Raw genomic sequence first — 12,807 nt, forward strand, 5'->3', positions numbered from 1 at the left:
ACTGCAACCATACCCCTAACTATGAACCCAATGGAACCCCGGCCTCAATCGAAAAACAACAGCCGTAGCTACCTGTTGGCAGCGTTAATCATTCTGGCGGCACTGAATGTACTGTTACTGTATTTTTATTATCAGGAACGTCAGGATAACAAAACGAAAGATGCCACAATTGCTGCCAAAACAGAAGAAGTACTGGTTGCCAAAACCAAACTCGATTCAATTTCTGCACAGCTTGACGCCAAAATTGCCGAAATTCAACGATTAGGCGGTAGTGTCGATTCGCTTATGAAAGTAAAAGCTCAGTTGGAAGTCGACAAGCGTGAACTTCGAAACGTCTCTTCATTCGACAGCAAGAAATACAATCAGAAAATACGCAATTACGAGGCTCTTCTGACGCAGAAAGACCAGGAAATTGCCCGACTGAAGGAAGAAAATGGCATTCTGACCGCCCGCAACGATTCACTGTCTCAGGAAAACAACACCCTGAAAGGGGAACGCCAGAGCTTGAGCGACTCAGTCGTTGCCGTTACGTCGAAAAACCAGGAACTAGCCGAAAAGGTAACGATAGCAGCTGCCCTCAGAGCTGAAAGTATAACAGTAGATGCTATCAATAAGCGTGGCAAAGAGAAAGACGGAGGTAGTTATAAGGCAAAGAAGATCGACAAAATAAAAGTATCCGTTCGGCTAGCGCCAAATGGGTTAGCCAAACAGGAAGAAAAAGAACTGTACCTGCGGATTCTGGACGCAAGCGGAGCTGTTGTGTCCGATATGGCAACAGGGTCTGGCGAATTCACGTATAACTATCAGGGCATGATTTATACGGCCAAGCAGAACTTTACGTTCGACAATAGCCGCCAGCAGGTCGATTTTGTTTATGGTCGTGGTGGTCAGCGCTTCAACGAAGGAAAGCACACGATTGAAATCTACTGTGAGGGTTTCCGAATAGGCGAAGGGGAGTTCACCGTGAAGTAGAGTGCTGAGGGCAAAGGGTACGGGGCAGAGGGTATAAAAACTATCAAATCTTTTATACCCTCTGCCCCGTACCCTTTGCCCTTTGCTTTTTTTTTCCTACCTTTGCGCCCTCATTTCAAACAAATTACAAAAAAATGTTTCCTAATAACTACGAAACGGTGTTCATTTTAACTCCCGTTTTATCTGATGCTCAGATGAAGGACACCGTTGACAAGTTCCGTAAAGTGCTAACCGATAACGGTGCGGAGCTTGTTCACGAAGAGAGTATGGGTCTGCGCAAGCTGGCTTATCCAATTCAGCACAAGAACACGGGTTACTACCAGCTCTTCGAGTTTAAGGCCCCCGGCACGATCATCGAGAAACTTAATACCGAGTATCTCCGTGACGAGCGTATTATCCGTCACCTGACGATATCGCTTGATAAGCACGCTGTTGCCTACAACGATCGTAAACGTAACGGCTTAGTGGGTAAGAAAAAACAAACCGAAAACGCTTAAGAGACTTAGTAACCATGAGCTTACAAAACGAATCTGTCTCGAAAACCGAGAACCGCAAAAAATACGACCGCTTCAAGAAAGCTGGTATTAAATACATCGACTACAAAGACGGTAACTTCCTGCTTAAATTATTGAATGAGCAAGGTAAAATTCTTCCCCGTCGGTTAACTGGCACAAGCCTGAAAAACCAGCGCAAAGTGGCCCAGGCTGTCAAACGCGCTCGTCATTTAGCTATCCTGCCATACGTAGGTGATTCACTGAAATAAACCGGACCGCCGAAGCAGTTGCAAAGTCATAAAGTTATCGAGTCATAAAGCTCTTCCGGAACTTAGCTGACTCTTTAACCCTACAACTTTACAACCCTACAACTTTTCAAATAATGGATATCATTTTAAAAACCGATATTGCCGGCCTGGGCTATAAGAACGACACCGTAACGGTGAAGCCCGGCTACGGCCGCAACTACCTGATTCCTCAGGGATTTGCCATGATGGCAACTGATTCAAACAAGAAGATCGTTGCTGAAAACATCCGCCAGGCAGCCCACAAAGCTGAAAAACTAAAGAACGACGCACAAGCCATTGCTGATGGAATTGGTGACGTAACGCTAACGATCCCAGCAAAAGCAGGCGACAGCGGTAAAATCTTTGGTCGCGTTACGAATACACAGGTAGCTGACGCGCTGCGCGAGAAAGGCTTTGACATTGACCGGAAGAAAATTACGGTTGAAGATGTTAAAACCCTTGGCACTTATGAAGCTTCTTTAGATCTTCATAAGGATGTGAAACATAAAGTAAAATTTGAAGTAGTAGCGGCTGATTAAGCTGAATATTATTCAACAAAAAAGACCGCTCTGGAAATTCTGGAGCGGTCTTTTTTTTCAGCATCTAGTAAAAAAATCACGCTCTACGCACAGCCAGTAATTGCGTAATTTTATTCTGATAATCAACAGATTACACCTACAAAACTTTTAACGAAAACGGACCTAAACAGTCTGTTTTTCTGTTAATATGGTATGCAGTTTCATACCGAATTATCGCCGGAATCGCTCCCTTATTCACTTGGTTTAGAGAGCCGAATCGTGACCATTGGATCGTGTTTTGCTGAAGTTATAGGCCAGCGGCTTATTGATAATAAGTTGAATGTACTCAATAACCCATTTGGCACCATTTTCAATCCGGTTTCGATCGCGAAACTACTGACGATGGCTATTCAGGGTATTAGTCCCGACGAAAACCGGTACGTTGAACGCGATGGAATTTGGTTTCACTATGACTTCCATTCTTCGCTGTGGGCTGATAATCAGGATGAACTTCGCGATAAATTACTTGCCTGTCTGATCCAAACTGGCGACGAGATTCGAAAAGCCGATTTCTTGTTTTTAACCCTTGGCTCAGCTATTGTCTATCGACATAATGAAACGGGCAAAGTCGTGGCGAATTGTCACAAAATACCGGGGACGCTATTTGAGAAATATTTGTACCAAATTGATCACATTCGAGACGATTTAACGCGGCTGTTCAAGTTGTTGCATAAAGCCAACCCCAAACTGAAGCTTGTCTTAACTGTTAGCCCCGTCCGCCATACCCGCGATACGTTGCCCCTCAATAGCGTTAGTAAGTCAACGTTACGTGTCATCGCTCACGAGCTGACCATTTGGAATAACTGGGTAGCTTATTTTCCGGCCTATGAATTAATGATGGATGATCTGCGCGATTATCGCTTTTATGAAGCGGACATGATTCACCCAAATTCGCAGGCACACGATTATATTTTCGGGAAGTTTGCGGAAAGCGCATTTGATCCCGAACTTCGCGGCTTTATGGCCGATTGGGCGCAAGTCAGCAAATCGCTGACACATCGCCCGCTCTATGGCGACAACACGTCAGCCCATCTACAGTTTTTGACGAAGCTTTTAGCTCAATTAGAAACAATAGCGAAACGCATAGACGTATCGGCGGAACTGGCAGACGTGCGAAGGCGTTTAAATCAAGGAGAAAAGCAGGAAAGTCAGGTCGCCTGACCGGAAAAGGAGTTTGTATCATTTCATTCTTTTTCCCTTTCCTCCCCTTCCTCCTTTTTTCTTTTATTTATGTCTGATTACCGATTATCTAAAGAATCTGTTTTACGAGCGTTAAGTACTGTTGAGGAACCTGATTTGAAGCGCGATCTTGTTACGCTCAACATGGTAAAGGACGTAACGCTTGGTATCGGCTCAGTCCGTTTTACGGTTGTGCTGACTACGCCCGCTTGCCCCCTCAAAGAAGTTATTCGAAAGCGCTGTGAAGACGCGATTCACACCCATATTGGAGCTGACATTCAGGTGACTATTGATATGCAGTCGGATGTTACGTCAACGCGCAATAACGCACCAACACTGCCGGGGGTAAAGAATATCATTGCTGTTTCTTCAGGGAAAGGGGGAGTCGGCAAATCAACCGTAACGGCTAACCTGGCTATCGCTTTACATAAATCTGGTGCTAAAGTTGGTATTATCGATGCCGATATTTACGGACCATCTATGCCAACGATGTTCGGCGCTGAAAACATACAACCCCGCATTTTTCAGGTGGATGGACAAACCCGCATGGAGCCCATCCAGCAGTTCGGCATCAAGATGCTCTCAATGGGTCTGTTGGTTGCTCCGGGTCAGGCAGTCATCTGGCGCGGGACGATGGCAGGTCGGGCATTGCAGCAATTCTTTTCCGATGCGGATTGGGGTGAGTTAGATTATCTGCTTATTGATTTACCACCGGGTACGGGTGATATTCATCTAACGTTGGTGCAGACGGTTCCCGTAACAGGTGCAATCATCGTAACAACGCCCCAGAAAGTTGCTTTAGCCGATGCGACAAAAGGCCTGGCTATGTTTAGGCAACCTCAGATCAACGTACCTGTATTGGGCGTGATCGAAAACATGTCATATTTTACGCCCGCTGAATTACCCGACCATAAATACTATATTTTCGGAAAAGGAGGTGGGCAACTTCTGGCTGACCAATTCGACGTCCCCATGCTCGGACAAATCCCGCTCGTACAAAGCATTCGGGAAGCAGGCGATGAAGGCCGTCCAGCCATCAGCGCAGGCGAGCCAATTGCCAGCGAAGCTTTCCAGGCAGCAGCTGAAGCATTGGCGCAACAAGTGGCTATCCGTAACGCAACACTCGATCGTACTGCACGCGTACAGGTTGCATAAACAAAGTAGAAAGTATAAATTTACCGTAAATCAATTATTTCCATGGAAACGGTAGTTAACAACGACCAACTAATTACGAAAATAGAACAGGCACTCGACACGATGCGTCCTTATCTGGCCGCGGATGGTGGGAATGTGAAAATATTAGAAGTGACTGAAGATAAGACCGTTCGACTTGAATTGATTGGTTCGTGCGGTACGTGTCCGATGTCGGCCATGACCTTTAAAGGTGGCCTGGAAGAAGCAATTCTTAAAGCGATACCTGAGATCACAAAGGTCGAAGCAGTCAATCTGACGCCTGCGTTTTAAACTGGTCTAGTTATGACAGCTAAGGAATTAATCAATGTAGACCCCGAAATTATGGGAGGAACTCCTGTTTTTCAAGGAACTCGTGTGCCTGTTCAGTATCTATTTGATCATCTTGAGAATAATGCAACGATTGATGAGTTTCTGGCAGGTTATCCATCCGTGTCAAAGAATCAGGCTATTGCATTAATTCATTTGATGAGTCATGGTATTGTAGAAGGAAAACTTCTTGACTTGAATGAAAATTTTGCTTGATGAAAATGTCCACAACAAGCTGAAATTTCGTTTTCCCGATCATGACGTTGCCACAGTGAGAGATATGGGGTGGGCAGGTAAACGTAATGGTGAGTTAATGAGATTCATGGTTGAGTATAAGTTCGACTTACTAATCACGCTAGACAAAGGGTTTGAGCATCAACAAAATTTCATTAAATATCCTCTTCCTGTTCTGGTTCTGAAAGTAAAGCGTAGCGACTACGAGTTCTTGTTACCACTAGTCGAAAAAATAAGAGAAATTTTAATTGATAAACTTCCTAATGGAACTACCATAATTTCTCTTGACTAATACCTCATTCATTTTAACCTTCAGAACGCCGAATCAGGCGTTTTTTTGTTTCTTTGCAACCTGTATTATTCCTTAATTCTGTGAAAATAGGCATTTTCTTCGGCGGACCGGCGCGGGAACGTGAGGTATCCTTTGCGGGCGGGCGCACAGCCCTGGCTAATTTAGATAAAGGTTTATTTGAGCCTGTCCTGGTATTTGTTGATGGACGAGGCCGCTTTCGGCTTGTTACGCCCAATTTTCTTGGGTCGGCCTCTTTACGTGATACACTACCGCAGGATAAATCCGGCTTTTCCGTATATGACGAATCGCTTGATGCCGATGCCCTCGACATCATCCTGCCTGAACTTCGACCGGAACATTTTCGAGATCATTTCGACATGGCCTTCCTGGCGATGCACGGCCCTGATTGCGAGGATGGTGCGATTCAGGGGCTACTCGAATGGTATAAAGTACCCTACACAGGTCCGGGATTAGTTGGTTCTGCCGTTGGAATTAATAAAATCTTACAAAATGAGCTGATTGCTTTGGCGAACGGACAGCAAAAGAAAACGGCTACCATTAGTCGCGATACATATGAACAGACTGATAAATCACAGTTTTTTCAATCGCTCATCGAGCATCTTGGCTTACCCATTGTTGTAAAAGCTCCACACCAGGGTTCGTCAATCGGTGTAGCCATCGTACGCGAAGCTGACTTAACTCAGTTTTGCCAATCCGTCGAGCAATGCTTTTTCACTTTGAGTGTTCAACCCGACGGATGGAGTAAACTGAGCGAATGGGCGGAATTGTCAGTTGATGAAAAACATGAATTAGCTCAGAAAATGGTCAGCCTGGATTCGGGAATTAGTTTTCCGGTTGTGATCGAGCAAACGGGTGAAGTGATTAAACATCCACAAGATTTTATTGATAAACTCAATTCACTGACTAAACAGAGTGGCTCACTACTTACGTTGGCCTCGTTGAATGCCGAAGATGAAGTCCTTTTCGAGGAATTTATCACCGGACAGGAGTTTTCCTGTGGCGTCATTCAGGATGATGATCAGATCGCGATAGCGCTGCCCCCAACCGAAATCTATAACGTAACAAGCTTTGATTTTGAATCGAAATACAAGCTCAGTACGACCAAGAAGCGAATTCCGGTTGAAACGAGCCTGGAAAACAATCGCAAGATTCAACTGGCCGTAGCAGAGGTTTTTACCCGCCTGGGCATCAATGTTTATTCGCGAATCGACGGTTTTCTTACCCCCGCTGGCGACGTGCTGCTCCACGACCCCAACACCATTCCGGGTATGTCTCCTTCTTCCCTGATTTTCAAGCAAATGGCTGAAATCGGACTGAATCTGGCAAATTCTCTGACGTATCTGATTCGGCAATCATTACGCGAGCGCATCCGTACGGGGAAAGATACGTTTCACCTCAAGAAATTGCTGTCTGCTCTTGATACTAAACTTGCTGACCGAAAACAAAATCCCCTACCGGAACGGGTCATTTCATTTGGCAACAGCGACGAAGGTTTTGCCGATGCGAAACAGCAGTACAATGAAATGGCAGCTTCCGGTACAGTACGTCCGTCATTAATGTATATCAAAAGTAAATTGGAATCCCATGAGATTCCGGTAAATCTCTTGTTTAAAGATACCATTGCCGAGTTGGAAACTGCGCTTAGTGAACCGCGCCATCCATTACTGATAGAAACAGCCGAAAGAGCTCGGCATATCACAGAACGATATGTGTAAAGTTTAAACATACTTTGTCTCAAATGAAATGGCCTCACGATTGATGAGGCCATTTCATTTGAGACAAAGTATCAAAGTTTCAATTATAAAAGTACAGGCTGTCCAGTACGTACCGACTCATCGCAGGCGAAAGCAATCTGTAAACTACTAACCGCATCCTGCATGTGGTCGGTTAAGTCAGTATCCTCCCGAATGGCCTGTAGAAAATAGCGCTGCTCGCGATTGCAAAGTTCCTGGTGATCGGGTTCATCCTGCATGTCGATCCACGTATCGGTTGACACAAACTGATCGTTTTCGTCCAGTGCAGCTCGGTGAACACGTAATGATTCTGTTTTCGTGTGTGAATCCACATTATCTGATTTGCCAGCCGCTCCTGCATTTTTAGCAACAATCGATACGCAGCCTTCCGGTCCGATTACATCTTTCACAAAAAATGCCGTTTCGCTCATCATTGGCCCCCAGCCAGCCTCGTACCAGCCTACGGAGCCATCCTCAAACCGAATCTGTAGTTGACCATAATTATAGTTATCGGCCGGAATATCATTCGTTAGCCGGGCGCCAATGGCATTTACCTGAACAGGCTTTGAACGAGTCATCTGGCACATTACGTCGATGTAATGAACGCCACAATCTACAATTGGGCTGAGGCTTTTCATTAGATTCCGGTGAACTGTCCACATAGTTCCATGGCTTTGCTGATTAAGATTCATCCGCATCACTAACGGTTTACCCATCTCCTGAGCGACCTCAACAAATTTTGCCCAGGAAGGGTGATGACGAAGAATATAGCCAACCACCAGCTTTTTGTCCGCTTTCTGGGCAGCGGCCATCACACGCTTAGCACCTTCAACGGTATCCGCAATTGGCTTTTCAATAAATACGTGGCAACCCTGTTCGAGCGCCATGATGGCAAATGACTCGTGCGTATCGGGGTACGTAGAAATACAAACAGCATCAGGCTTTGTTTCTATGAGTGCGGTTGCATAATCATCGAATAGTGGATAGCCACCTCCTAATCGTTCATTGAGTACGACCTTACTATTTCCAGTGGAGACAATCCCACAAATATTAAATCCTTCCTGCGTTTTGTAAGCAATTGCATGCGAAGCGCCCATGTTGCCACAACCGACAACAAGCACCCGAAGGGGATGAGAATTTACTGACATATTACTTTGGGTAATTCTAAATCGTTAAAGTGGTATAAACTTAGATATTGTCGGGAAAGAATACACCATCTTTTTCCCTCCGAATGTCAATAGACGTTTATTTACCATATGATATCGATGTAATCTCCAGGCTATTTTCACCTTGCGGAGTACGTAACGAAATTAAATCGCCAACCTGTCTGCCCAAAAGAAGCCGCGCAATGGGAGCAGTGAATGCTATAAGCCCTTGAGCGGCATTAGCTTCGTCTACGCCAACGATTGTTAAGCGTCGGTCAGCATCTGCGGAGTTTGTTGTGCGGCTGTGCAGGCTAACTGTGGCCCCGAAGCGAACAATTGGGTCAGTAGTCTGATCATGAGAATGGCTTTGATGATCAACGACTTTAGCACTGGCAATCCGTTGATTTAGGGCTCCAATACGTCCATTGAGTTCTGCTACGTGGCGAGTACGTTCAACTTCATCGAGCTGATTGCTTTGTGCCTGCGCCCGCTCTGCCTCTAACTTCTCCAGTTCACTACGTAACATAATAAGCCCACGAGGGGTAACGTAGTTTGTTGCACCTGGCGGCAATGGTGCACGGGCCGGTATTACAACCGGATCATCAGCCGATTCATTTTTCAAAAAAGCTCTACTCATCACATTCAATGTCTTATTTGAATTAACGATGGAGATCAACGGTTGTTCAGAATCAAACTTGACGGCTATACTGTACTATTTCCTTTTCATAAAATCTTCGCATTCAAGTTATTGCGGATTATATACAGTTCAGAATTCGTTTTTCACAACTCAGCGCTGGTCTATTTCATGGCCAGAAAACAGCCGATACCTTTGCCCGCAAGTAAACGAGGGCTATCCGGTTACGGATACTATGAGGATATGTACGCTTAATTACTGACTAGATAATCAGGAATAATAGCATCTGATTAAGCCTTTGTCTTATTTAGATTGAGCAGCAAACAACAGGTTTTAACCATTAAACACTACACTAGTATGATTTCATTAATGAGCAACGTAATTGCCTCCATCTTATTGAGTGCATCTACATTTATCAACCCGATTAAATCCACCACTCTGCCTTTTGAAGCCAGTGCATATGTTACAATCAACAATCACATTCGGGTAGCCGTCCAAAAGTCGCCGGATGTACCGGTTGTCTTTCTCCTTCGCGACAAAAGCAATGACATCCTATTCCGTCAAATCGTTTCTAAAAAAGAAGCAAATTATGTCGTTAAACTGGACGTTCATGAATTAACTGACGGCCAATATGTGCTAGAAGTTAAGTCAGCGGAAGGCAGCATTCGTAAACAGCTAAACGTTGTAAGTGCTCCTGTTCAGAACCAAACTCGTGTTGTCGCAGTGCTATAATCAGCTGATTTCTAAACCAAAAGGCCGGGATATCATCCGGCCTTTTGGTTTAGAAATTAAGTACAATTATCTACTTGGTCCTTATAGTTGAATAAGGAGACTGTGCCACGTTAACCACCAGCTTACCATAACTAGGATACACCCTTAAATTCTTCCTGATTGGCAAACGGTTGACTACGTAATCGTTTGCCAGTCGCTTTGAAAATAGCATTCGCTATGGCCGCACCTGCGGGTGGTAAGGATGGTTCACCAAGACCTGTAGGATCTATAGTATTTTGAACAAAGTGAACCTCAATCTCCGGAATTTCATTAAGCCTGATGAGCCGGTAGTCGTTAAAATTCTTTTGCTCTGGTATACCGTCTTTAAACGTAATGTTTCCATACATCGCGTGACCAATTCCATCAACAATGCAGCCGCGAACCTGTTGTTGGGCTCCACTTTGATTAATTACAACTCCACAATCAGCTGCCGAATAAACTTTCTGCAAAACAGGTTTGCCTTTTTGCATGACCACTTCCCCTACTTGTGCTACGTAGGATCGGTGTGAAAAATAAACGCTAAATCCTTGAGCAACAGGTTTACCGTCGGCTCCTTTCTTCTTACCCCATTCCGATTTTTCGGCAGCTAATTCGATTACACCCTTCATCCGATCAATATCATATTTGATAGCACCAACCGGTTTTTGCTTAGCCTTATCTAATAATTCCAATCGAAATTGTACGGGATCTTTACCGGCGGCCTGGGCTACCTCATCCAAAAAGGCCTGCTCAGCAAAGGCAAGGAAGTTAGTAATCGGTGCTCGCCAGGGACCAGTCGTAATGGGCGACTTGTGATCAACACTATCAATCAGTAGGTTATCCACAGCACCCGAGGGAAAATTATCTTCCCGCGTGGCATTGCCCGCATTGATACTAGCTCCACGAAGTTTGTAGCCAATCATGTTACCCTGAGCGTCCAAGGCTGCTTCAAACCGATAACGAACTGCCGGACGGTAGCTCCCCCCAGTCATATCATCTTCACGTGTCCAGATCAGTTTTACGGGCGCGTTGACCAATTTTGACACTTGGACAGCCTCAATAACATAATCAGCTTTTAATCGTCGCCCAAAGCCACCACCCATACGAGTCAGTTGAACGCTCACTTTATCAGGAGAGATGCCAAGCAATTTAGCAGTCTCATTACGCGCCAGTTCAGGCGTCTGCGTAGGACCGACCAGCTCCGCACCATCAGGTTTGACGTGTGCGAAAAAGTTCATCGGCTCCATCGGATTATGTGGCAGAAATGGACACTGATATTCTGCTTTGACGACTTTAGCTGCACTTTTGAAAGCCGCTTCTGCATCACCATCTTTCCGACGAACAGTTGCATTAGAACCGTCTAGCATTTCTTTGAACAGGTGATTATGGTCAGCTGTGCTCTCTAGTGTATCAGCTTTTTCCCATTCAATCTTTAGTGCATCTTTTGCCTTCTTTACCTGCCAGGTCGATTTACCAACAACCGCTACGTTGCTATCGAACGTCACGACGTTGACAATACCCGGCATCGATTTAATAGCTTCAGTATTCAGCGATTTCAATTTGTAGCCAAAAGCAGGTCGTTGCAACATAGCAAACAACATGCCTTCTCGATAGAAATCTAACCCAAATAACGGCTTTCCAGTAATAATTTGCGGATTATCTACATTTTTAACCGTACTACCTATGAGCTTAAAGTCTTTTATTTCTTTTAACTTAACCTCTGTCGGAACAACTACTTTAGCGGCTTCAGTAGCTAATTCTCCATAGCTTAATTTACGATTACTACCAGAATGAAGCACAAAACCTTTATCTGTTGTGCATTCTGATACCGATACGTTCCATCGTTTGGAAGCGGCTTCCATTAACATCTGACGCGCTGTTGCACCTGCCTTGCGTAATCGCTGCCAGGAATGAGGAATCGACCCACTCCCGCCAGCTACCTGCCGTTCAAATTTCTTTGTATCAAGTGGAGCTTGCTCAACAACGACTTTCGTCCAATCGGCATCCAGTTCTTCAGCTACGATAATTGGAAAAGCCGTTTTTATCCCCTGACCAACTTCGGGATTAGGTGATAGAATCGTTATAACACCCTGAGGATTAATAGATAGGTAGCTGTTAAAATCAACTCCCGCAACGAATGCAGCGCCAGTTATATTTCCCGAAGTATCCAGTACAGCTGTCGCGGCTGCTTCAGATTCCAGCCAGTTAAATCCCAACAAAAAACCTCCTCCTACAGCTGAGGTTATCTTTAGAAAGTCTCTACGATTTGAATTTGCTAACGTCTTCATAGTTATTTCGTTTTTGACGTTTTCGTAGGTATAGAAGCAGGAAGAGTTTCGGACGCTACTTTAACAGCTTCCCGAATACGATGATACGTTCCACATCGACAGATATTGCCGGTCATGACATTATCGATTTCGGTCTGTGATGGTTTCGGATTTCGTTTTAGTAGAGCGGCAGCTGTCATAATTTGACCCGCCTGACAATAACCACACTGAGCTACATCCACTTTATCCCAAGCTTGCTGAACAGGATGTTTCCCATCTGGTGATAAACCTTCAATGGTAGTTACTTTCGATTTGCCAACAACAGATACAGGTAACACACATGATCGAGTAGCTTCTCCATTTAAATGGACAGTACAAGCTCCGCACTGGGCGATTCCACAACCATACTTTGTACCAACCAACCCAAGATTATCACGTAGTACCCAAAGCAGAGGAGTATCAGACTCAACATCAGCCTGATAGATACGGCCATTAATTTGTAGTTTGAAGATAGCCATCGATTGCGATAAATTGATAAGATTAACTAATATAAGCAAAAGAGAACATAGCGCTTCTCTACTTAGTTTAAATGCAAAATCTTAAAAATAGAAAAGGCCTCCAATCAGCTGATTGGAGGCCTTCGCCTACTCTATATCAAAGGTGGCACCTTCCTACTCTCCCGCTTGTGACAGCAGTACCATCGGCAGTACGGGGCTTAACG

Annotated in this window: 15 protein-coding genes; 11 read left to right on the forward strand and 4 right to left on the reverse strand. The window is 44.8% G+C overall.

The features are described 5' to 3' along the window. The first annotated feature begins 30 nt into the window (after positions 1-30). From IC230_RS16455 to IC230_RS16500, 10 genes are all read left to right on the forward strand, one after another. On the forward strand, positions 31-972 hold the full coding sequence (locus IC230_RS16455; protein ID WP_191040159.1) for a hypothetical protein: 942 nt from the start codon (positions 31-33) through the stop codon (positions 970-972). Between the two features lie 134 nt (positions 973-1,106). Next, complete coding sequence (gene rpsF, locus IC230_RS16460; protein WP_191040130.1) at positions 1,107-1,469, forward strand: 30S ribosomal protein S6; 363 nt, start codon at positions 1,107-1,109, stop codon at positions 1,467-1,469. Between the two features lie 14 nt (positions 1,470-1,483). Continuing rightward, on the forward strand, positions 1,484-1,735 hold the full coding sequence (rpsR, locus tag IC230_RS16465) for a 30S ribosomal protein S18 (RefSeq protein ID WP_012925715.1): 252 nt from the start codon (positions 1,484-1,486) through the stop codon (positions 1,733-1,735). A 113-nt stretch (positions 1,736-1,848) separates the two neighbouring features. Beyond that, positions 1,849-2,292 carry a 50S ribosomal protein L9 gene (gene rplI, locus IC230_RS16470; RefSeq protein WP_191040131.1) on the forward strand — a complete coding sequence of 148 codons (444 nt, stop codon included), beginning with the start codon at positions 1,849-1,851 and terminating at the stop codon, positions 2,290-2,292. A gap of 192 nt (positions 2,293-2,484) precedes the next feature. Continuing rightward, positions 2,485-3,492 (forward strand): GSCFA domain-containing protein, encoded by a 1,008-nt coding sequence (locus IC230_RS16475; RefSeq protein ID WP_191040132.1) that lies wholly within the window; start codon positions 2,485-2,487, stop codon positions 3,490-3,492. 69 nt (positions 3,493-3,561) lie between these two features. Then, positions 3,562-4,665: an Mrp/NBP35 family ATP-binding protein gene (locus IC230_RS16480; protein WP_191040133.1), complete on the forward strand. Its 1,104-nt coding sequence runs from the start codon at positions 3,562-3,564 to the stop codon at positions 4,663-4,665. 42 nt (positions 4,666-4,707) lie between these two features. Beyond that, positions 4,708-4,974 (forward strand): NifU family protein, encoded by a 267-nt coding sequence (locus IC230_RS16485; protein ID WP_191040134.1) that lies wholly within the window; start codon positions 4,708-4,710, stop codon positions 4,972-4,974. A 12-nt stretch (positions 4,975-4,986) separates the two neighbouring features. Then, positions 4,987-5,226 (forward strand): DUF433 domain-containing protein, encoded by a 240-nt coding sequence (locus IC230_RS16490; RefSeq protein WP_191040135.1) that lies wholly within the window; start codon positions 4,987-4,989, stop codon positions 5,224-5,226. Then, entirely contained in the window at positions 5,210-5,536 is a 327-nt protein-coding gene (locus tag IC230_RS16495) for a DUF5615 family PIN-like protein (RefSeq protein WP_191040136.1), read from the forward strand. Before IC230_RS16490 ends, IC230_RS16495 begins: the two co-directional genes overlap by 17 nt. A gap of 80 nt (positions 5,537-5,616) precedes the next feature. Beyond that, positions 5,617-7,272, forward strand: coding sequence for a D-alanine--D-alanine ligase family protein (locus IC230_RS16500; RefSeq protein WP_191040137.1), 1,656 nt, complete (start codon positions 5,617-5,619; stop codon positions 7,270-7,272). An 83-nt stretch (positions 7,273-7,355) separates the two neighbouring features. On the opposite strand, the gene IC230_RS16505 is transcribed toward IC230_RS16500, so the two are convergent. Further along, positions 7,356-8,438 carry a Gfo/Idh/MocA family protein gene (locus tag IC230_RS16505; protein WP_191040138.1) on the reverse strand — a complete coding sequence of 361 codons (1,083 nt, stop codon included), beginning with the start codon at positions 8,436-8,438 and terminating at the stop codon, positions 7,356-7,358. Positions 8,439-8,535: 97 nt separating this feature from the next. Next, entirely contained in the window at positions 8,536-9,072 is a 537-nt protein-coding gene (locus tag IC230_RS16510) for a GreA/GreB family elongation factor (RefSeq protein ID WP_191040139.1), read from the reverse strand. Positions 9,073-9,426: 354 nt separating this feature from the next. Between IC230_RS16510 and IC230_RS16515 the strand changes: the two genes are divergently transcribed. After that, a complete protein-coding gene (locus IC230_RS16515; protein WP_223860681.1) occupies positions 9,427-9,801 on the forward strand; it encodes a hypothetical protein in 375 nt (124 codons plus the stop codon). A gap of 131 nt (positions 9,802-9,932) precedes the next feature. Here IC230_RS16515 and IC230_RS16520 read toward each other — a convergent pair whose 3' ends face one another. Both IC230_RS16520 and IC230_RS16525 read right to left on the reverse strand, forming a co-directional pair. Then, entirely contained in the window at positions 9,933-12,107 is a 2,175-nt protein-coding gene (locus IC230_RS16520; protein ID WP_191040140.1) for a xanthine dehydrogenase family protein molybdopterin-binding subunit, read from the reverse strand. Positions 12,108-12,109: 2 nt separating this feature from the next. Next, positions 12,110-12,604 carry a (2Fe-2S)-binding protein gene (locus tag IC230_RS16525; protein WP_191040141.1) on the reverse strand — a complete coding sequence of 165 codons (495 nt, stop codon included), beginning with the start codon at positions 12,602-12,604 and terminating at the stop codon, positions 12,110-12,112. Positions 12,605-12,807 lie beyond the last annotated feature (203 nt).

The sequence above is a fragment of the Spirosoma validum genome (assembly GCF_014699035.1).
Lineage (GTDB): Bacteria > Bacteroidota > Bacteroidia > Cytophagales > Spirosomataceae > Spirosoma > Spirosoma validum.